Annotated in this window: 13 protein-coding genes, 1 tRNA gene and 7 pseudogenes; 13 read left to right on the top strand and 8 right to left on the bottom strand. The window is 58.2% G+C overall.

Translation table 11 applies throughout. The annotated features are described in order from the left end of the window. The first annotated feature begins 3 nt into the window (after positions 1-3). A complete protein-coding gene (locus tag JZM24_RS10560; protein WP_215669604.1) occupies positions 4-1,857 on the top strand; it encodes a DEAD/DEAH family ATP-dependent RNA helicase in 1,854 nt (617 codons plus the stop codon). A gap of 177 nt (positions 1,858-2,034) precedes the next feature. On the opposite strand, the pseudogene JZM24_RS10555 reads toward JZM24_RS10560, so the two are convergent. From JZM24_RS10555 to ubiU, 3 genes and pseudogenes are all read right to left on the bottom strand, one after another. Further along, positions 2,035-3,048 (bottom strand): annotated as a pseudogene (locus JZM24_RS10555) (luciferase-like monooxygenase). Between the two features lie 334 nt (positions 3,049-3,382). Next, positions 3,383-4,261 (bottom strand): U32 family peptidase, encoded by an 879-nt coding sequence (locus JZM24_RS10550; RefSeq protein ID WP_215669603.1) that lies wholly within the window; start codon positions 4,259-4,261, stop codon positions 3,383-3,385. Between the two features lie 14 nt (positions 4,262-4,275). Continuing rightward, positions 4,276-5,271, bottom strand: a pseudogene (gene ubiU, locus JZM24_RS10545) (ubiquinone anaerobic biosynthesis protein UbiU). 288 nt (positions 5,272-5,559) lie between these two features. Here ubiU and ubiT point away from each other — a divergent pair. Next, positions 5,560-6,086 (top strand): annotated as a pseudogene (ubiT, locus tag JZM24_RS10535) (ubiquinone anaerobic biosynthesis accessory factor UbiT). Next, positions 6,080-6,589, top strand: coding sequence for a GNAT family N-acetyltransferase (locus tag JZM24_RS10530; protein ID WP_215669601.1), 510 nt, complete (start codon positions 6,080-6,082; stop codon positions 6,587-6,589). Before ubiT ends, JZM24_RS10530 begins: the two are co-directional and overlap by 7 nt. Positions 6,590-6,675: 86 nt before the next feature. Here the strand turns inward: JZM24_RS10530 and JZM24_RS10525 are convergent, their stop codons facing one another. The 5 genes and pseudogenes from JZM24_RS10525 to rsmC form a co-directional block, all read right to left on the bottom strand. Continuing rightward, a complete protein-coding gene (locus JZM24_RS10525) occupies positions 6,676-6,990 on the bottom strand; it encodes a GIY-YIG nuclease family protein (protein WP_215669600.1) in 315 nt (104 codons plus the stop codon). Between the two features lie 500 nt (positions 6,991-7,490). Beyond that, positions 7,491-8,011, bottom strand: a pseudogene (locus JZM24_RS10520) (type 1 glutamine amidotransferase domain-containing protein). An 836-nt stretch (positions 8,012-8,847) separates the two neighbouring features. Beyond that, positions 8,848-9,954, bottom strand: coding sequence for a GGDEF domain-containing protein (locus JZM24_RS10515; RefSeq protein WP_215669599.1), 1,107 nt, complete (start codon positions 9,952-9,954; stop codon positions 8,848-8,850). A gap of 444 nt (positions 9,955-10,398) precedes the next feature. After that, a tRNA-Leu gene (locus JZM24_RS10510) sits at positions 10,399-10,485 on the bottom strand. Between the two features lie 166 nt (positions 10,486-10,651). Beyond that, positions 10,652-11,704, bottom strand: a complete 1,053-nt coding sequence (gene rsmC / locus JZM24_RS10505; protein ID WP_215669598.1) for a 16S rRNA (guanine(1207)-N(2))-methyltransferase RsmC — start codon at positions 11,702-11,704, stop codon at positions 10,652-10,654. A 112-nt stretch (positions 11,705-11,816) separates the two neighbouring features. On the opposite strand from rsmC, the gene JZM24_RS10500 reads away from it, so the two are divergent. The 10 genes and pseudogenes from JZM24_RS10500 (at position 11,817) to deoB (ending at position 21,574) form a co-directional block, all read left to right on the top strand. Beyond that, positions 11,817-12,230 (top strand): DNA polymerase III subunit psi, encoded by a 414-nt coding sequence (locus JZM24_RS10500; protein ID WP_215669597.1) that lies wholly within the window; start codon positions 11,817-11,819, stop codon positions 12,228-12,230. Continuing rightward, positions 12,199-12,642, top strand: a complete 444-nt coding sequence (rimI, locus tag JZM24_RS10495; protein WP_215670112.1) for a ribosomal protein S18-alanine N-acetyltransferase — start codon at positions 12,199-12,201, stop codon at positions 12,640-12,642. Before JZM24_RS10500 ends, rimI begins: the two co-directional genes overlap by 32 nt. A 122-nt stretch (positions 12,643-12,764) precedes the next feature. After that, entirely contained in the window at positions 12,765-14,354 is a 1,590-nt protein-coding gene (prfC, locus tag JZM24_RS10490; protein ID WP_215669596.1) for a peptide chain release factor 3, read from the top strand. Between the two features lie 749 nt (positions 14,355-15,103). Further along, positions 15,104-15,718, top strand: coding sequence for a molecular chaperone OsmY (gene osmY / locus JZM24_RS10485; protein ID WP_215669595.1), 615 nt, complete (start codon positions 15,104-15,106; stop codon positions 15,716-15,718). A gap of 145 nt (positions 15,719-15,863) precedes the next feature. Next, positions 15,864-16,025, top strand: coding sequence for a DUF1328 domain-containing protein (locus tag JZM24_RS10480; RefSeq protein WP_215669594.1), 162 nt, complete (start codon positions 15,864-15,866; stop codon positions 16,023-16,025). A gap of 65 nt (positions 16,026-16,090) precedes the next feature. Next, positions 16,091-16,219: pseudogene (locus tag JZM24_RS10475) on the top strand (CsbD family protein); the annotation flags it as partial. Between the two features lie 471 nt (positions 16,220-16,690). Further along, positions 16,691-17,500 (top strand): annotated as a pseudogene (locus tag JZM24_RS10470) (TatD family hydrolase). A gap of 490 nt (positions 17,501-17,990) precedes the next feature. After that, on the top strand, positions 17,991-18,770 hold the full coding sequence (gene deoC / locus JZM24_RS10465) for a deoxyribose-phosphate aldolase (protein ID WP_215669592.1): 780 nt from the start codon (positions 17,991-17,993) through the stop codon (positions 18,768-18,770). A 77-nt stretch (positions 18,771-18,847) separates the two neighbouring features. Continuing rightward, positions 18,848-20,179 (top strand): annotated as a pseudogene (gene deoA / locus JZM24_RS10460) (thymidine phosphorylase). Positions 20,180-20,350: 171 nt separating this feature from the next. Next, positions 20,351-21,574, top strand: a complete 1,224-nt coding sequence (gene deoB / locus JZM24_RS10455) for a phosphopentomutase (protein ID WP_215670110.1) — start codon at positions 20,351-20,353, stop codon at positions 21,572-21,574. The last annotated feature ends 65 nt before the right edge of the window (positions 21,575-21,639 follow it).

The following is a 21,639-nucleotide window of genomic DNA, read 5'->3' as shown; positions in this document are numbered from 1 at the left end:
TACATGTCTGAAGTAGAAACCTCTTTTGCCGATCTGGGGCTGAAAACACCTATCTTGAATGCACTGACCGATCTCGGTTATGAAAAGCCGTCACCCATCCAGGCTGCCTGTATTCCGCACCTGCTGGCCGGGGGTGATGTATTGGGGATGGCGCAGACCGGCAGCGGCAAAACCGCGGCCTTCTCCCTGCCGCTGTTGCACAATATCAAAACTGAACTCGCCGCGCCGCAGGTGCTGGTTCTGGCACCGACCCGCGAGCTGGCGGTACAGGTGGCAGAAGCCTGCGCCGATTTCGCCAAGCATATGAAAGGCGTCAACGTGGTCGCCCTGTACGGCGGTCAGCGTTACGACGTGCAATTACGCGCGCTGCGCCAGGGACCGCAGGTGGTGGTCGGCACCCCGGGCCGGCTGCTGGATCATCTGAAACGCGGTACGCTGTATTTGTCCAATTTGAGCGGACTGGTGCTGGACGAAGCCGATGAAATGCTGCGCATGGGCTTTATCGAAGACGTCGAAAACATTCTGGCGCAGGTGCCGGCACAGCATCAGACCGCGCTGTTCTCAGCCACCATGCCGGAAGCGATACGCCGCATCACGCGTCGGTTCATGAACGAACCGCAGGAAGTGCGCATCCAGTCAAGCGTGACCACCCGTCCCGATATCAGCCAGAGCTACTGGACGGTTCAGGGTATGCGCAAGAACGAAGCGCTGGTGCGTTTCCTGGAAGCGGAAGATTTCGACGCCGCCATTATCTTTGTGCGCACCAAAAACGCGACGCTGGAAGTGGCCGAAGCGCTTGAGCGCAGCGGTTACAACAGTGCCGCCATGAACGGCGACATGAATCAGGCGCTGCGCGAGCAGACGTTAGATCGCCTGAAAGACGGCCGTCTGGATATTCTGATTGCCACCGACGTCGCCGCCCGCGGCCTGGACGTTGATCGCATCAGCCTGGTGGTAAACTACGATATACCGATGGATGCCGAATCCTACGTGCACCGTATCGGCCGTACCGGTCGCGCCGGACGCGCTGGCCGGGCGCTGTTGTTCGTGGAAAACCGCGAGCGCCGTCTGCTGCGCAATATCGAGCGCATCATGGAGCTGACTATCCCGGAAGTGGAACTGCCGACCGCCGAGGTGCTGAGCCCCCGTCGTCTGGCCAAGTTTGCCGCCAAGGTGCAAAACCAGCTGGAAAGCAGCGATCTTGATATGTACCGCGCGCTGCTGGCCAAACTGCAGCCGGCGGAAGATCTTGACATGGAAACGCTGGCCGCGGCGCTGTTGAAAATGGCCCAGGGCGGACGCCCGCTGATCCTGCCGCCGGATCCGGTGATTGACCGCCGTCCGCGCCGCGAAGGTGGCGAACGTCCGCCGCGCCGTGAACGTCGCGATGTGGGCGAAATGGATCTCTATCGTATCGAGGTGGGCCGTGATGATGGGGTGGAAGTTCGCCACATCGTCGGCGCGATCGCCAACGAAGGGGATATCAGCAGCCGTTATATCGGTAATATTAAATTATTCGCCTCCCACTCGACCATTGAACTGCCGAAAGGCATGCCGGGAGAAATGCTGTCTCACTTCACCCGCACGCGTATTCTGAACAAGCCGATGAATATGCAGTTTATGGGTGAAGCGCAGTCGCGCGGCGGCGAGCGTCGCGGCGGCCCGGCTGCGGGCGCCGGTGGTCGTGTCAATTACGGCGGTGAACGCCGTGATGGCGGCGGCCGTAGCAGCTTCAGCGATCGTCGCGAGGGTGCCGCCGCTGGCGAACGCCGGTTCAGCCGTGACGGTCAACGCGCGTCGCGCCGCGATGGCGACACCGCGCCGGCCAGCCGCCGTCGTTTCGGCGGTGACGCCTAAGCCGTAAATTACCCGGCGAAACGTCACCTTCGGGTGGCGCCCGGCGTGCGGCAAACAAGCCTGCGGCCGCGACTGGTAAAAAACCCGACTTAGGCGGGTTTTTTTTGGCCTTTGCCGGTTGGCTGTGCTCAGGTGGGCCGCCCACGGCCTGTGCCGCGCTGCCTGATCTCGCGGGGCTTAGTCTGACAGGTGCTCACGCACCGACATGGCAATTTCAAAGGAGCGCAGGCGCGCCTGATGATCAAAAATCTGACCGTTGATCATCAGCTCTTCAGCACCGGTGTCTTGCACCAGCGCCTCAAGCCCGCTTTTAACCTGCCCGGCATCGCCGACGACCGACAGCCGCAGGGCCTGTTCCACGCCATAATGCTCACCCGGCGATCACAGCGCCTCGATATCGCTCACCGGCGGCGGCAACGGGCCCGGCCGGCCGCGGCGCAGATTAATAAATTGCTGTTGCATCGAGGTGAACAGGAAGCGGGCGTCGCGCTCGCTGTCGGCGGCGATCACACTGATACACACCATGGCATAAGGCTCGTCCAGCGCGCGCGAGGGTTTGAACTGCTCGCGGTACAGACTCAGCGCCTGCCACAACATGTCCGGCGCGAAATGAGAAGCAAAGGCGAAGGGCAGGCCCATCGCTGCCGCCAGTTGCGCACTGTAAAGTCTTGAACCAAGCAGCCAAATCGGCACATGCAGCCCTTGCCCCGGGACTGCCTGTACCGGCTGGCCCGGTTTGACATGATCGAAGTAGCCGATTAATTCCTGTACATCGTGCGGGAAATTGTCCACTTCATTGGCAAGATGGCGGCGTAGCGCCAGCATGGTGCGCTGATCGGTGCCAGGCGCGCGACCCAGTCCCAAGTCCACCCGGCCGGGGTAGAGCGTCTCCAGAGTGCCGAACTGTTCGGCAATCACCAGCGGCGAGTGGTTGGGCAGCATGACGCCGCCGGAGCCGACGCGCAAGGTGGTGGTGCCGCCGGCGATATGCCACAGCAATACCGAGGTGGCGTCGCTGGCGATGCCGGTCATATTGTGATGTTCCGCCATCCAATAGCGATGGTAACCCCATTGCTCGGCGTGGCGCGCCAAATCCAGAGAGGCGTTGAAGGCGTCGTGCGGCGTCGCACCCTGCGGCACCGGAGAGAGATCCAGCATGGAAAAAGGAATCGGTGTCTGTTTGGTCAGCATGAGCATACTCACAGGTTGTCTGCGCCGCAACTTTGTCGGCTAATGATAACTATGAGTATTAACTAAAAATTCAGGTAGTTATAGCCCATTATTTATTGTGGTTATTAGGCGCTGATGATCGCTATGGCATAGGGTGCACAGCCTGTTCCCCGCTGTAATGCGCGACGCATTACAGGTATCAATGCGCCATTGCCAAAGTAATGGCGTAGTGTCACGGGCGGGCATGACAGCCGTCGTGCCGCAGCATCGCCGCGGCGAAAGCACAGCCTCACCGGCGTGGTTTAACAGCTTTACCGACGGCGTTGCCGCCATCATGCCTATCGCATTCGCGCTGTTACTCCACCAGCGCCAGACCGGGGATGCGGCGCCAGTAACCGTTGCAGTCCTTCTGACCGGTGAGCACTGCGTGGTGTTCCCCCTGGTGGTTGGCGCGAAATACCGCCACCTGTTCTGGCGTGGACAGATCTTGCGGCGACAGGCGTACCACATCCACCAGACCTGCCATCGACACCTGTTCATTGATGAGATTATAACAATAGCCGCTCTGGGTTTGGATGCCGTTCAACACGAAGACCTGTTGCTGCTCCTGTGTCATAACCGGCCGCCACTGGGGGTAGTGAATACAGCAGGTTTCGCACTCATCCTTCGATCGGTTCTCCGAACGGGCGGTGAAACAGCGTGCCGACCAGGCAAGCGGCAAATGGCCATAGCTGAACACCTCCACCTCGAAACGATCTCGGATCCCCAGCTCCTCGCACTGCGCCAGCGTGTTGCTCAGCCATTCGCGCGACATTTCGACGGGCATACACCAGCGGACCATACCTTGTTTTAGCAAAATGCGCAGCGTATAGGCGTTATAGCAATTCAGCGCCGGGCCGGCGACGAAGGGGAGCCGCTGTTCATACGCCAGCTGTACCGTGCCCAGATCGTTGGCCTCGATGAGAAACTCGCCGTTATCCAGATAACGCTTTAGCTCGGTCAGCTCGGAGGGCGCCTGGATAAGCGCCAGCGTGGAGATAACGATCTGCTTGCCGCTCGGCAGCAAGCTTTTGGCCAGCGCCAGCCAGTCGCCGGTTTTCATCAAACGGCGCTTACTGCATACTGTTTCGCCAAGATAGAGGATATCGGCCTGACTTGACGCCGCTTGCTGGTAAAAGGCTTCCAACATCTGTTTCGGCCAATAATACAGCACCGGCCCCAGTGAATAGCGCATGGTCGTCTCTCCTGTTACTGCCAATGGCGGTGGTAAGCGCCGAGAGTGGTCTGGACGCCTTCCGACATCGCCGCCAGCGTCTGGTTTCAGGCCTCCTCCGGCTGGTAAGCGGCGGGATTAGCGCGGCAGCGGTCGATGGCCTGCCGCCAGACGCGGGTGACCTGACTGACATAGGCGGGGCTGCGTTGACGGCCTTCAATCTTCACCGATGCAATATTGGCTGCCAACAGCGCCGGTAACAGCGCCAGCGTATTTAGACTGGTGGGCTCTTCCAGCGCATGATAGCGCTGCCCTTCCACTAAATAACGGCCCTTGCACAAGGTGGGATAACCGGCGTTTTCATCCGGCTGGTAGCGGTCAATCAGCACATTGTTCAGCCGCGCTTCCATCCCGGCGGCGGTTTGCTGCCAGCGGACAAATCGCGCCGGTGAGCAGGCGCCGACCGTATTAGGCGATTCGCCGGTCAAATAGGAAGAGAGGTAGCAACGTCCCTCGGCCATAATGCAAAGGCTACCGAAGGCAAAGACCTCCAGCGGCACCGGACTGACCTGTGCGAGCTGTTTCACCTGGTGTATCGACAGCTCGCGCGGCAGAACTACCCGTGCCACGTCAAACTGCTGCTGATAAAAGAGGACAGCCGCCTGATTTGTGGCAGAAGCCTGTACCGAGACATGACGCTCGATAGCGGGATAGCGCTCGGCGGCATAGGCCAGCATTGCTAAATCCGCCAAAATCAGCACATCGGCGCCGCTTTGCGCGGCCGTGTCGACAGCACGCTGCCAGCGGGCGTAACCGTCGGGATGGGCAAATGTGTTAATGGCGATATGCAACTTGCGTCCATGACGGTGCACTTAGCGCTCCGCCTCCTGTAAGCGCTGATCGGTAAAATTGAGGCCGGCGAAATGACGGGCGTTGGTGTCGTCCTTTAGACCGATATACACCGCGTCGGCGACGTTATCAATCGCCGCCTTGAGTGCCGGTAGGTTACCGGCCGGGCACAGCAGTTCCATAAAGCTCCCAAGAAGTGGCCGCCCGTTGCCTAAATCGGCAAGGGCAAGAAATAAATCCGGGACAATGGGCTGAATTTACATCATTTGCCCCGCAGGCCCGCCGGTAATTGTAAATAAGGGCAGCGGAAAGGATTTTGATTTGGGGCAGTTTATGGCGTAATGACGGAGAAAACCGCCGCCGACGATGGAGAAATCGCGATGTTTTTGTGCGAAACATTGATATAGGCCGCTGCGTGCGCCGGCCGCTGTGGCAAAATGGGCAATAACTTTTTTTGAGGAGTGAAATCAGTGTGGGATAAACTACGAGCACAGCTGGTGTGCCGGGGGCCGTCGCTGTTGCGCTTGCCGATAAAACTGACCCCGTTTGCCGTTCAGCGCCAGGTTCTCGAACAGGTTTTGCACTGGCAGTTTCGTTCAGCGCTGGCGGAAGGGGAGTTGGATTTTCTTGAGGGTCGCTGGCTGCAAATCGATGTCGTCGATCTGGGCCTTAACTGGGCGATGACGCTGCGCGACGGGCAGTTGCGGGTCAGCCAACCGTCGACGCCAGACGTCATTTTTACCAGTCAAGCCAATGACTTAGTGTTGATTGCTGCCGGGCGCGAAGATCCAGACACGCTGTTTTTCCAGCGCCGGCTGCGTATTGAGGGCGATACGGAACTCGGTCTCAGAGTCAAAATCTGCTGGACGCTACCGATCCTGAGCGTATGCCGGCCCTGCTGCGCCACGCTCTGCACCAGCTGGCCGACATGGTGGAAGCCGGTCTGAAAGAGGACGCGATCGCAGCCGACGGCCATCGCGTACCCCACTCTTGCTGATACGAATGGAAATCCCGGTAGACGCGCCGGGCATCGACAGTCTGCTTAAGCGGGCGTTCAATCGGGACCGCGAGGCTGCACTGGTACGCGCGATGCGTGAGGACGGGCTGCTGACCTTGGGCGTGGTGGCGACCGACGACGAGGGCGAGGTCATAGGCTATGCCGCCTATTGCCCGGTGTGGATCGACGGCGAAGATCACCAATGGGTGGCCCTGGCGCCGCTGGCGGTAGATGGCGCCTGGCGCGGGCAAGGCATTGGCCGCCGTTTGGTCTATGAAGGGCTGGATACGCTTAATGAGTTTGGCTACAGCGCTGTCGTGACGTTGGGGGATCCGGCATGGTTTAACCGTTTCGGCTTCGAGCCGGCCGCGCGCTGGCAGTTGCGCACGTCGTGGCCCGGTACCGAGGCGGCGTTGCAATTGTTCCAACTGGCAGAGAGCGCCCTGGACGGCGTAAGCGGAGAAATCTCCTGGCCGGCACCATTCGCTGTTACCGACCGTTAATCGCTGTCTAGCAACCCGGCTGGGCAGCCTTGGCCGCCGCAGGCTGGGCCTTAGAGTTTTGCAGCGTAACGGCGCGCGCGCGGGTTTTACTCCCGCGGCGGTGCTGCGTCTTCGCAACACAGTAGCCCAAAGTGGTGCAAAGCCTGCTCCTGCAGGGCAACAAAGTGTTCCTTTTGCGCCCGCGACAGCTGCTTAACCCGATGTTCCCAGCGCAGCGCCATGCTGCGATCGCCCGCCGGACTCTGAAACACCAGCGCCAGCGGGCCCTTACCGCGCAGCGATTTGGCGCCGCCGCCGCGTTGATGCTGACCAAGACGCCGTTGAACGTCGGTGTTGATGCCGGTATAAAGCATTCCGTTGGCGGTGCGAATGAGGTAAAGATGCCACAGGGCGCTGCTCATCGTCATGCGTTATGATCCCTGAAAGTGTTCGCTATGAAGGGGCTGGGCCGAGTGTAGCGGAATCTGGCCGCTACCGCCACTGCCCCTGCCGTGCGCAGATCCGCTCGCCCGCCGGGGCCTTGGCGTCAGTATTCCTGCGCCTTGGCGTTTCGCTGGCAAGACTATTTTAGGCGGTGGCGCTGCAGTAGGCCGTTTCCACTGGCACGGCGCCTTGCTGCAGGGCCTCTGTAGAGCGAAGGTTCCCTGCTATCAGGGCACCTTGCTGCAGAGCTTCTGTAGTGTGAAGGTTCTTTGCTATCAGAAAGCCTTTCCAGCAGGGCCTATGTAGAGCGAAGGTTCCCTGTTATCAAGGTGTATTTACTGCTGGACCTCTTTAAAGCAACGGTTTCCCGCAGACAGGGGGCCGGCGGCAGATATTTCCATCAGCCCCTTCAGACACGGCTAATAACGCAAAAATAAAGCCCCGGCAGATGACCAGGGCCAGAAGCCGGCGCTAACGCTTACGGCTTATTAAGAATACGCGGAGATTCGCGGTTGAACGCCGGTAAATCGTCCGGGGTCCGGCTGGTGACCAGCGTATCATTATCCACCACCACCTCTTTATCGAAGAAGTCGGCGCCCGCATTCTTTAAGTCCACCACGATAGGTTTCACCGTGGTCATCTTTTTGCCGCGTACCACATCGGCACTGATCAGCAATTGCGGGCCATGGCAAATGGCGAAAATGGGTTTACCGCTGTCGGCGAATCCGCGAGTAAAATCCACAAACCTATCGTCACCGCGCAGCGCATCGGGAGAATGGCCGCCCGGCAACAATAGCGCGTCAAAATCCGCCGAATGAACGTCATCAATCCCCTTGTCGATAGTCACCGTGGCTTCCCCTTTCTTACCGGTCACGGTATTGCCTGCCTTTTTTCGATGGTGATCACCTGGTGACCGGCCTGCTTATAGGCCTGCGCCGGCGAGGTATATTCAACATCCTCAAATTCATCGGTAATCAAAACGGCGATCTTCTTGCTCATCATAACCTCCTTCTGCTAACTGATGGCTTCCCCTAAGCCTAGTGCCGGATCGGTCGGCCGGCAAACTTCAGTAGGGATGCTGTTTTCATCAATGGATTACTAATAATTACGCTGCCGCAGTCATTATCATTGTTGCAGTCATTGCCATTGCCGCAGTCTTTACCATTGCCGCAGTCTTTACCATTACCGCAGTCTTTACCATTACCGCAGTCTTTACCATTACCGCAGTCTTTGCCATTACCGCAGTCATTACCGCTGCCGCAAACGCCCCGAAACGGTGGTTAGAAGTGCGTCGAAGACCCGGCGTGGGGTACGGTGCTCTCCAGCGCAATGGGGGAAAAATGTCGTGTTGGCAAAACCCGGCCTTCCGACGTCGACGACAGACAGGATAGCGCCCCACGGCGCAGAGTCGAGAGGGAACAAGCCCGGCGTGAAACTGAAAGCGGTTACTGCTCCTCTTTCGCACTTAGGGTCCGCTCTCGCGGAATATCAAGTGTGTCAATGCGGCCCTGAGTGGATAAAACCTGGCCCGTGGCAGGGAGGTAATTATGCCATTCGACTGATTTCGCTGCGTAATAGCGCACAGCGCTTAAGTGTAGAACCGCTATTTCCTCGGTAACTTTAATTAAGGCAATATCGTGTGCATTAACTTTCAGCTAACAATTTAAATATTTTCAAAATAAATAGTTTCACAGCGGTAATAACCGGTTGAATAACAGCGGTGTTTGTGCTGGCGACATTCAGATAATACTCAAGTTTTCGACTATTCTGAAAAACGTAGCTAAAGCAAAGAAAAATAATTGGCGTGAGGGTCGCTCGTTACCGCAGAGAATGTTTTAATCTAGCGAAGGTGCGGCGCTGGACGGCGATTCATCGTCACAGGGCAAGTCGGCAATTTTCACCGCATTGCGACCCTGATGTTTGACTTGGTAAAGGGCCTGATCGGCTGCCGTTAACGACGCATCAATATTGGCACCGGTCAGTAACGCAATACCGACGCTCAGCGTGACGGTGGTGGAAACTTCCTGATTATATAAATGCGGTATTTTCAGATCCAGCACCGCCTGCCTAACGTTTTCGGTCAGGGTTAGCGCTTCGGTTTCATCGACATCAATCAGCAATACCAGAAACTCCTCGCCGCCGTAGCGCACGGCGATGTCACGCGAACGAACGGCGTCGCGTATTACCACCGATACCGCGGCCAGAGCTTTGTCGCCCATGCTATGACCATAATTATCGTTATAGGCTTTGAAATGGTCGATATCCAGCAGCAACAAATAGTGGCAGCAGGGGTCGGCACCCAGCAACCCTTCGAGTTTGTTCTGCAGGCCGCGTCGATTATACAGGCCGGTTAGCGGGTCGATCATGCTCAGATCGCTGAATTTCTCCCGTTCCTCGCTTAGGCGCCTTACTAAATCAATGGTGAAGGCCTCGCTGCGGTTTTGCATCAGATGGTGCAAGGAAAAACTGATAGGCGGCATGACAATCGTAAACAGCAGCATGACAATATGGCTGAACTCATCAAGCACCACCACCGTGACGGCCGATGGCAGGCTATGCAGGCAAAAGGCCACTAAATTATCGGCAAGGGTAATCGCGCTGATGAAAAAGACCGTCATCAGGCTGTAAAGCAGAAATGTTTTATCCGGTGTTGCTAGTTGATTGAAACGAAACAGAATATGCCAGGCCCAGGAGAAGCCAATAATAATTGAAAGATAATTCAATGAAACTTCATAATTCCGCATCCGAAAGAGACTTATTACCAAACCGGTCATCGACAGCGCCGCGACGATTATCGCTGCTGCTGACGGCTGGCGGCTGTTATTAATCGCGCTGACCACATAAAAAAGAGAAAAGGCGATATTTAGTAACAAAAATAACAGAAGCGACGTGCTAAGCTTGCTTTGGCGGAGCTCATCATAGGTGTTATAAGGTTTGGACATAAACAAACGGTTAAGCCCCCGGCTGTGAAAAAAAATATTAAATATTGCTGCGAGAAAATAATGGATGTCTGAAAATCGCCAGGCGTTTTTATAGCTGAATTTGATTTTTCGCTTCCGGGCTAATTTAGCAGCTTTAGTCGTCAATGTTATTAGTTAAGGTCCCTCACCAATGTAATGACCTCACAAAAAAAGAGGCGCCGGCCGCCGGCAGGCCAGAGGTTAGCGGCGGGCGCGAAGCAGGCCGTGTCGCCGCGGCCCAAGGCCTGCGAAACGTTTAGCGTCGACCGCCACCGTAGTCTCCTGATCCATTACGGGTTAATGGCTATGCGGTAGACATGGCACGGGGGAGCTCGCGCCACAATAACGTCGGCGAAGAGAGCAAGCTGCAGGAGGATGATCAGAAAACAAGGGGAACGTGCGGCAGGAAAAGTGAAACATTGACAGTGGTGCGAAGAGAGGGACTTGAACCCTCACGTCCGTTAAGACACCAACACCTGAAGCTAGCGCGTCTACCAATTCCGCCACCTTCGCCTGACACAGACAGCCGGTTAAGGCTGTTACCACGGAGGCGGATTCTAGAGGTTTCGGCGTTAAGGTCAATGATTATTTGTGATTTCGCGGACGTTTGCTGCAAAAAAATACCGCGCTCAGCGGGACCCGTCGGCGCGCGGAACATGACCGCGCGCTACTGCCTGCGTCAGCGGCGTTTAGCACCTTTATCGCGGCTGCGTTTTACCTGATGTATGGCTTGATACACCTTGAAACGGCCGTTTTGCGCCAGCACTTGATGATTACCAAATACCGCATCGAGCAGATCCGGGTAGGGCAAGAAGGCGTTAGCGACAATGCGTAATTCGCCACCGATACGCAGATGGTTCAGCGCGCCGCGAATCAGCGTTTCCGCCGCCTTCAGATTGGTTTGCATACCATCATGGAACGGCGGGTTGGAAATAATCATATCGAAGCGGCCAGTGATAGCGGAGTAGACATCGCCGGCCAGCGCCTCGCCCTGCAGCCCGTTGGCCGCCAGAGTGGCGCGGCTGGCCGCCAGCGCCGGCGCATGGGCATCACTGAGCGTTAATTGCACTCCCGCCGCCCCTTTCGCCAGAACGGCCGACAGGACGCCGGCGCCGCAGCCGATGTCGGCCACATGGCCCTGAAGCGGCCGATCGAACGTCGACAAAAGCAACTGGCTGCCGTTGTCCAGCCCGTCACGGCTGAAGACGCCCGGCAGGGTTTTTATCACCACGTCGTCAAGCGGGTAGGATTGCCAAAACGCCTCGACATCGAAACGGGGCCGCTGAACAAGCTCGCCGTGATACAGCCCGCAGCGCCGGGCGCTATCGATTTTAGCCAGCGGGCACCAGGCTGCCAGCATCGATTCGGCGCTGCGCACGCCGCTGCGGTTTTCCCCCACCACAAACACATCGCACCCCAACGGCAGCAATGACAGCAGATTGGTCAATTGAAACAGCGCTTCCGGCTTGTTTTTCGGCCAGAAATAAATCAGCGTGTCGCAGCCGCCGACCAGCGCGGCGTCCGCCACCAGGCCGAACTGCACCGCCTGCTCGCCCAACGCGCGCGTCAGCGTCTGCCGGTGGTGATACCAGGCGGTATGAACTTTCACACTCCGCGCCTCAAGCCGGGCCGGCAGCAAATCCTGCACGTCGCCTGCGATCACGACCTGTTTATCTGAAAATGTATCCTGATGCCGGAGTATGACTTCACTGGCGGGGGTTAAAGCAGACATGCGACAAACGCTCCTCATTAAATCGAGCAGGGAGTATAGTGTTTTATTGCCCTGGGTTCGATGGGTTTGGTAGCATAGCGGCGCGGAATCATGGCCGCCGGAGGGAATAACGATGACGACACGGCGCGACTGGCAATTACAACAACTCGGCATTACGCAATGGACGCTTCGGCGCCCGGCGGTGCTACAGGGGGAAGTTGCGGTCAAATTGCCGAGTGATATTCGTTTGTTGCTGGTAGCCGACCCGCTACCGCCGATGGATCATCCGCTAGTGGCCGATGTGGCGCGCAGCATGGCGCTGACGTCGGCGCAGCTGTATGGGGTGACGCCGGATCAAGTCATGATGTTGCCGGATAGCGTGCGCTGCCACTGCTGGTGGCTTGGGCTCAATGCCACACGCGATTTTGCCGGCATATCTTTCCACACGCCGCCGCTGGCGGCGCTTGCACAGGACGCTGGCGCGAAACGCGAGCTTTGGCGCCGGATAAGTGATGATGAACACCATATTACCGCTGCTGCCGGCTGATTTAACCGAAGCCTGGCACATCGAGCGAGCCAGCCACGCGTTTCCCTGGAGCGCCAAAACCTTTGCCGGCAATCATGGCGATCGCTATTTGAACTTCAAGCTGTGCGTGGGGGATCGCATCGCGGCTTTCGCCATCACCCAAACGGCGCTGGATGAAGCGTCGCTGTTCAATATTGCCGTCCATCCCGACTTTCAGCGCCAGGGGCACGGCCGGGCGCTGCTGAACCATCTTATTGCCGAGCTGGAGCAGCGGCAGGTCTTTACGCTGTGGCTGGAAGTGCGTCAGTCAAATGCGCCGGCTATCTCCCTGTATAGCGCGCTGGGTTTTAATGAAGTCTCGGTCCGGCGCAATTACTATCCCTCGTCTGACGGCCGTGAAGATGCGGTAATTATGGCGCTGCCGCTGGGCTGACGCCCCTGCCGACCGGGGTGCTATCAATGCCTCCCTACACCATGTAGAATCTGCAACCAGAAAATTCCGTTTAGACCTGTTATGTGGCGCCCGTCAGTCGTGCGCCCCTCGAGAAAGTGACCATGAAGAACGACCTTTACGCCGACGAGATTGCGGCACGGCGCACCTTTGCGATTATTTCGCATCCCGACGCCGGTAAAACGACGATTACAGAAAAAGTGTTGCTGTTCGGACAGGAGATCCAAACCGCCGGTACCGTAAAAGGCCGCGGCTCAAACCAGCACGCCAAATCCGACTGGATGGAAATGGAAAAGCAGCGCGGTATTTCCATTACCACCTCGGTGATGCAATTCTTTTACCGCCAGGCGCTGGTCAATCTGCTGGATACGCCAGGGCATGAAGACTTCTCCGAGGATACTTATCGTACCCTGACGGCGGTGGACTGCTGCTTGATGGTGATCGACGCCGCCAAAGGGGTTGAGGATCGGACCCGCAAGCTGATGGAAGTCACCCGCCTGCGCGATACGCCGATCCTGACCTTTATGAATAAAGTGGACCGCGATATTCGCGATCCGATGGAGCTGCTGGATGAGGTGGAAAGCGAGCTGCGCATTGCCTGCGCGCCGATAACCTGGCCCATTGGCTGCGGCAAGCTGTTCAAGGGCATTTACCATCTGGCGAAGGATGAAACCTACCTTTACCAGAGCGGCCATGGCCATACCATTCAGGCTGTACGGGTGGTAAAAGGGCTGGACAACCCGGAGCTGGACCGGGCGGTGGGCGAGGATCTGGCCGCGCAGCTGCGCGAAGAGCTGGAGCTGGTGCAGGGCGCCTCCCATCCGTTTGACGAACAGGCTTTTCTGGCGGGAGAACTGACGCCGGTCTTTTTCGGCACCGCGCTGGGTAACTTTGGCGTTGATCATATGCTCGATGGCCTGGTGGCATGGGCACCGCCGCCGATGCCGCGGCTGACCGACGTGCGGGTGGTGAGCGCGGAAGAAGAAAAGTTCACCGGCTTCGTGTTCAAGATCCAGGCCAATATGGATCCGCGGCACCGGGACCGGGTGGCGTTTTTGCGCGTCGTGTCAGGCCGTTATGAAAAAAGCATGAAATTGCGTCAGGTGCGCACCGGGAAAGACGTCGTCATCGCCGATGCGCTGACCTTTATGGCGGGTGACCGTTATCATATCGATGAGGCCTACGCCGGCGATATTATCGGGTTGCACAACCACGGTACTATCCAGATTGGCGACACCTTTACCCAGGGCGAAGAGCTGAAATTTACCGGTATTCCCAACTTCGCGCCGGAATTGTTCCGCCGTATCCGCCTGCGCGATCCGCTCAAGCAAAAACAATTGCTGAAAGGGCTGGTGCAATTGTCGGAGGAGGGCGCGGTACAGGTGTTTCGTCCGCTGGCCAATAACGATCTCATCGTCGGCGCAGTCGGCGTACTGCAGTTCGATGTGGTGGTGGCGCGGCTGAAAAGCGAATACAACGTGGAAGCGTTGTATGAGTCGGTAAACGTTTCCACTACCCGTTGGGTAGAATGCGGCGACGCCAAAAAGCTGGAAGAATTCAAGCGTAAAAATGAGCTTAATTTGGCGCTCGACGGCGGTAATAACCTGTCTTATATCGCCACGAGCATGGTGAATCTGAATTTGACCCGGGAGCGCTACCCGGAGGTTCAGTTCCATAAAACGCGCGAACACTAATCGCGCGCGCCCCGGTTTGCCGCCCGAACGGCGCGTCGCCTGAAGCCTGAAATAACATCCCGGCGCCTGTGCGTTGGGCTGCGTATTGCTGCCTTGGCGGGCGGCGCTTCTTCTTCGCCATCGGCCTCTGCCGGCTTTGTCATAGCGCCGGTATGTGCGCCGTTAAGCTAAGCACGGACGGCAGCGGCAATAGCGTTACCTTTGCACCTCGCCTGGGCGGCAGCGGCGGTTGGTTATCAATTGATGGGGTGATGCCACGCCTTTAATGGCAATGGCGGTTCCCGTCCCGTTGCTCCTTGAGCGGGTAACCCACCGTCGTCCGCGGGTTTTCCCGTTGCGTCAGTCTCTCCCTACCGGAAAGTTCCTAAATCCTTGCTTCTGCTTTTAATTCGACGATTTTCTTTTCCCTAAGCATGCAAATTACTCGTGGTGGTCTATAGTTAAATGGTCACTGACGGAGCGGTTAATTAAGCTAATAAACCCGGCGAAGTCAGAGAAATTTGCTGTTAAAGACCGTGACCACAGGGCGTTTATCGCCCACGGTTCCCAGGACGGAATAAGGCCATTAGGAGAGAAGACCGCAGCAACGGTGATTATCACCAGACATTTTTAATGAAGGTTACTGCAAGGTTGCAGGACGCGGAAATTGTTGGATGCCAGACCGGCTTATCACGCGGCGGCGCATTATTCAGGCTACAGTTGTGGCGCATCGCCCAGGCATTGGGTGGAATGATAAAAGGAAAACATCGATGAATAAGACCAAGATTGCACAATCGCTTACGGCTATCGTACTGGGTTCAGTCCTGGCCAGCGCAACCGCAATGGCGGATACCTCCGTGACGCAGGATGCTAAGTCCGCGGCCAATACCACGGGGCAGAAAATCGATAGCTCCATGAAGTCAGCGTCGGGGTATATGGGCGATAGCGCCATTACCGCGAAAGTTAAAAGCGCGCTGGTGGGCAACGATGCCGTTAACAGCAATGATATTTCCGTCGAAACCAATCAAGGCGTCGTCACGTTGAGCGGTTTTGTCGCCAACCAGAGCCAGGCGGAAAAAGCCGTTGCCTCAGCTCGCACTGTCAAAGGCGTGAAATCCGTCAGCGACAAGCTGCATGTAAAAGAAACGAATAACACTTCGGTTAAAACCTACGCCAGCGACGCGGCGATCACCATTGAAGTGAAGGCAAAATTCCTGGCGGATAATAGCGTGCCGTCGCGGATGATTAAGGTTGAAACCACCGACGGTATCGTGCAGTTAAGCGGTGAAGTGGAAAATGCTGCGCAGATTACCCGTGCAGAAAGCGTTGCCAAGGCGGTGGACGGCGTGAAAAGTGTTAAAAACGACCTGACCTCCGGCCAGTAAAGCGCATCGTGTGACATCGTTAACCGTGGTCCGTTAGCGGTTAGAGGGACTAAAATAGCCGGTAAAGTTATAGGAAGAGGGAGCTGTTACCTCTCCTCCGGTAACACAAAAGTTGTTATTCCATCATTTGGGTAAGGAGAGGCTTATGTTTCGTTGGGGCATTATTTTTCTAGTTATTGCCTTGATTGCAGCTGCATTAGGGTTTGGTGGTCTGGCGGGTACGGCTGCTTTGGCCGCGAAAATCGTATTCGTCGTCGGTATTATCCTGTTCCTGATAAGCCTGTTCACCGGCCGTCGCGGCAGGTAATGTTGCCTAGGAAACCAGACTGGCCTTCGGGCCAGTGATTTAAACGGTTATATCCGGAGAGGCTTATGAATAGCGACATCGTTGTTGGCAAATGGAAACAATGGAAAAGCCAGATGGGGTTATTGTGGGCAGAGTGGTTTGACAGCGACTGTGCCTGGGTTGCCAGAAGCAATGATTACCTCTCCGGCGTTTTATAGGAAGATTACGGCAAATCGGTCAAGCCGCCATCGTCTTGTGCCAACAAGTCTTGTTTTTAAGCCACCGGCAATGGCATTTGCTCTACGGCGCCGGCCAGATGGTACTCATTCCGGCCATTACCTCCTTATCGCCTCCTGCAGCGCCCCCCGACGCCATAAACACCACAGTATGACGAGATAACGACAAATCACGCCGGCCGATGTGCGCAGTTACCTGCCACTATGAGAGGTACGCACGTCGTGCATTGTCCCCGTAAAAATCACGGTCGTCGTCCTGTTATTCCCTCTTGATATGACACCACCGCCATGCCGGTATCAAGCCCGTTATTATCGTAGCGGCGGTGTGGTTTGCTGACTTTTCGCGGCGGAGGGCGTTTTGTCACCGCCGGGCGGCGCATTATGTTATATGATGTTAGGAGAAACGGTTCGGCCGGCTAATCTAAAGGGGCCGCCGAGACAGGGGGACTCATGCACCAACCGCGCTTTATCGACACCCATTGTCATTTTGATTTTCCCCCGTTTTTTGGCCAGGAGCAGCAAAGTTTACATTTGGCGGCGGCGGCGGGCGTTGAGCGCATTCTGGTGCCCTCGGTGGCGGCTGAGAGATTTGCCGATGTGCTAATGCTGACGGAATGTTACCCGATGCTGCATGCCGCGCTCGGTCTGCATCCCATCGCCATCGACCAGCATCAGGATGAGGATGTCGACCTATTGCAGCAGCAGTTGCACCAGCATTGCGCCACGCTGGCGGCCGTCGGGGAAATCGGTCTGGATGCCTATATGCCGTAGCCGCAACTGCCGCGTCAGCTATCGTTACTGACGGCACAATTGCGTCTGGCGGCGCGCTACGACTTGCCGGTAATACTGCACTCCCGCCGGACGCACGATCGGCTGGCCAAGCTGTTGCGGACCCAAGCCGTGCCGCGTACGGGGGTGGTACACGGTTTTGCCGGCAGTTATCAGCAGGCGTAGGTATTTGTTCGGCTGGGCTATTATCTCGGTGTTGGCGGGACCATTACCTATCCCCGCGCCAGCAAAACCCGTGACGTCATGGCGCGATTGCCTTTGACGTGTCTACTGCTGGAGACCGATGCGCCCGATATGCCGCTGTCGGGATACCAGGGGCAGCCTAACCGGCCGGAGCGGTTTGCCGCGCTGTGCCAGCTGCGCCCAGAGCCGTCGGCGGTGATTGCCGATGCGCTCTATCAGAATAGCCTGCGCCTGTTCGGACTGGCCGGACCGCGACTCCGACGCAGTATGAACACCCGCCGCCGCTGAGCGCCAAAGAGGTTCACCCTGGGGCGCGAAGGCGCCAAGAAGGCGGCTTGCCCGCCCGTGTGTGTGGGCGGCGCGCCAGGCTGCTCTCATCTGAATACCGTGGCCGGTCAACCAGGCCATCATGGGGCGTCGCGGGGGGGAGAGCGGTGCCATCGCCGGCAGCGCGATGATACGGGTTGGCCTGGCCTGCGCATTAATGCGTTTGCAGCATGATTTCCGTGTTGTCGCGCATAAAACGCGATTTTGCAGCAGCTTATTTCACGTAAATATGAAAAAATAGCGTTAGCGCAATACGGGGAGAGCACAATACCCCGTGCACTGGATAACGGCGCGGCTAGAGGGAACTCTGACGCCCGCGGTCTCATGGCCAGCGGGTAGCTCTTCATGGAACCAAGTCCGCTCGCCAACCTCGTTGCGCGTGAACAACGATTTGTTACACGCGCTGTTTGCAGATTCGCCCAGGGCTAAAAACGGTAAGTTGGAGAGTACAATGAATCAATTAACCCTTGCGGCCCAGCGTGCGCTGAGCCTTATGGATTTGACCACCCTTAACGATGACGATACCGATGAAAAGGTCATCGCCCTGTGCCGCCAGGCACACACTCCCGTGGGCGACACCGCGGCGGTGTGTCTTTATCCGCGTTTCATTCCCATTGCCCGTCAGGCGCTTGACGCCCAGGGCAGCACGGCGGTGCGCATCGCTACCGTGACCAATTTTCCCCACGGCAATGATTGCCTGGAAACCGCGCTGGCGGAAACCCGCGCCGCTATCGCCTATGGTGCGGATGAGGTAGATATCGTGTTTCCGTATCGGGCGCTTATCGCCGGCAATGAGCACATCGGGCTGGAAATGGTGAAACAGGCTAGCGACGTGTGCCGCGACCGGCAGGTGTTGCTGAAGGTTATCATCGAGAGCGGTGAACTGCGCCGGCCGGATCTTATCCGCCGTGCAGCGCAGCTGGCGATTGCGGGCGGCGCGGATTTCATCAAAACCTCCACCGGCAAAGTGCCGGTGAACGCCACCCTGGAAAGCGCCGGCATTATGCTGACCACTATCATGGAGGAAGGCGCTGCCGAACGGGTCGGGTTCAAAGCCGCCGGCGGCGTGCGCACCGCCGAAGAGGCTGCGGCCTATCTGGCTCTGGCCGATGAGATTATGGGCGTGGGTTGGGCTGATGCGCGCCATTTCCGCTTCGGTGCCTCTAGTCTGTTGGGCAGTCTGCTGACGGTGCTGGGTCAGGCAGCGCAACCTGTCGCAAACGGGTACTAAGCCGTGACGGTGCGCCGCCGCGGCGGCGAACGCCGTTTTTCGGGCTGCGGCCCGCTTTGCTTTGCCGAGGGGATACTGTGTTTCTGGCACAAGAAATTATCCGTAAAAAGCGGGATGGCGAGCCGCTGAGTGCGGAAGAAATTCGTTTTTTCGTCAATGGAGTACGCGATAATACCGTTTCTGAGGGCCAAATCGCCGCGCTGGCGATGACCATCTATTTTCACGATATGAATTTGCAGGAACGTGTGGCGCTGACGCTGGCAATCCGCGACTCCGGCCATACTCTGGATTGGCGCCGTGAGGCATTGGGCGGGCCGGTGGTGGATAAGCATTCCACCGGCGGCGTGGGCGATGTCACCTCGCTGATGCTCGGGCCGATGATCGCCGCCTGCGGCGGCTTCGTGCCTATGGTGTCCGGACGCGGGCTCGGGCACACCGGCGGCACGCTCGATAAACTGGAGGTGATTCCGGGGCTGGCGATTTTTCTGGACGACGATAGCTTCCGCGCCCAGATAAAACGGGTCGGGGTGGCGATTATGGGGCAAACCCACTCGCTGGCGCCGGCGGACAAGCGCATTTATGCTACCCGCGATATTACCGCGACGGTGGATTCGATCCCGCTTATCACCGCCTCGATTTTGGCGAAAAAGCTGGCGGAAGGGCTGGATGCGCTGGTGATGGACGTCAAGGTAGGTTCCGGCGCCCTGATGCCCACCCTTGCGGGCTCGGAAGCGCTGGCGCAGGCTATTGTCGGCGTTGCCAACGGCGCGGGCTGCAGGACCACCGCGTTGCTGACCGATATGAATCAGGTCCTGGCCTCCAGCGCCGGCAACGCCCTGGAAGTGCGCGAAGCGGTCCGGTTTCTGACCAACGACGAACGCAACCCGCGGCTGTTCGAGGTCACCATGGCGCTGTGCAGCGAAATGCTGGTGACCGCCGGCCTGGCCTAAAGCGAGGACGCGGCGCGGGCGGCGTTGGTGCGAGCGCTGGACAGCGGCGAGGCGGCGGAACGTTTCGGCCGGATGGTGGCGGCGCAGGGCGGCCCGGCGGACTTTGTCCCGCGCTATGAGCGTTACCTGCCGGTGGCGACGCTCAGCAAACCGGTGTTTCCGGGCGGCGCGGGGTATATCCGCAGCATGGACACCCGCGCGCTGGGGATGGCGGTTGTGGCATTGGGCGGCGGCCGTCAGCTGGCCAGCGACGCCATCGATTACAGTGTCGGCCTAAACGAGATGGCGCGGCTAGGGGACTATGTCGATGCCAAGACACCGCTGGCCGTGGTCCATGCCGCCAGCGAGGAAAGCTGGCTGCGTGCGGCCGAGGCGGTACGCGCGGCCATCCAACTGGGGGACGTGGCGCCGCAAGCGTTACCGGTGGTGTATCGCCGTATCACGGCGGCGGCCGATTAGCCGGCCCGTTCAAGGGCGTAAACGGCAGGCGCCGTTTTTCTCCGCGAGCGAGCGACGGCGGCCGGTGAGGCGGTCGACCTTTAACTGCGGGAACGGCGCGCGCCGTTCCCCTCAAGTGCGGTAATGGCACGGCCGCTGGGCCGGCATACCGCCGTAAGCAGGAGAACAATGATGCAACGTGTATTCATCATGGTGCTGGATTCCTTTGGTATCGGGGCGGCAGGGGACGCCGATAAGTTCGGCGATCGCGGGTCGGACACCCTGGGGCATATCGCTGAACGCTGTGAGCGCGGCGACGCCAATCACGGGCGTAAGGGGCCGCTTAAGCTGCCTAATCTGACGCGCCTCGGTCTGGCTAAAGCCGCTGAACAATCCACCGGGCGCTTCCCGCCGGGGCTGGATAAGCAGGCGGAAATCGTCGGCGCCTATGCTTATGCCAGCGAGATTTCCTCCGGCAAAGACACGCCGTCGGGACATTGGGAGATAGCGGGCGTGCCGGTGCTGTTCGACTGGGGCTATTTCCCGGCGACGGAAAACAGCTTCCCGCCGGCGCTTTTGGACGAGTTGGTCGCCCGGGCGGGCCTACCGGGTTTCCTCGGCAATTGCCACGCCTCGGGGACGGTGATCCTTGACCGACTGGGGGAGGAGCATATGTGCACCGGGAAGCCGATTTTTTACACCTCGGCGGATTCGGTGTTTCAGATAGCCTGCCACGAAGAGACGTTCGGGCTTGAGCGCCTGTACTCATTGTGTGAGATAGCGCGCGCGATGCTGACCGACGGCGGTTACAACATCGGCCGCGTCATCGCCCGGCCTTTCGTCGGCGCAAAAGCCGGCCAGTTTGAGCGCACCGGCAACCGGCACGATTTAGCGGTACCGCCGCCGTCCGCCACGGTGTTGCAAAAACTGGTGGAGGAGAAGGGCGGGACGGTAGTGTCGGTTGGCAAAATCGCCGATATTTTTGCCCAGGTCGGCATCGGTAAAAAGGTGAAAGCCACCGGATTGGATGCCTTATTTGACGCGACGGTGCGGGAGATGGACGCGGCGGGGGAGAATACGCTGTTGTTAACCAATTTCGTTGACTTTGATTCCGCTTACGGTCACCGGCGCGACGTCGCCGGCTACGCGGCGGCGCTGGAGCTGTTCGATCGCCGTTTACCGGAGCTGATGTCGCGGGTGCAGGGCAATGATATCTTGATCCTCACCGCCGATCACGGCTGCGACCCCACCTGGCACGGCACCGATCATACCCGTGAGCATGTGCCGGTGCTGCTCTACGGCCCGAAGATCAATCCGGGTTTTTACGGCCACCGCACCACCTTCGCCGACATTGGTCAGACGGTGGCGCGCTACTTCAGCCTCTCGCCGATGGACTACGGCAAGGCGATAATATAAGCCGTGCAGGGCGGCGCCGGGCTTTACCAGTGGCGTCCGCATAGGTTTTCTCCGCTGGCCTGTCG

Source organism: Candidatus Sodalis endolongispinus (assembly GCF_018777395.1).
Lineage (GTDB): Bacteria > Pseudomonadota > Gammaproteobacteria > Enterobacterales > Enterobacteriaceae > Sodalis_B > Sodalis_B endolongispinus.
The sequence above is the reverse complement of the archived record's forward strand: the minus strand, read 5'-3'. Positions and strand labels throughout refer to the sequence as shown.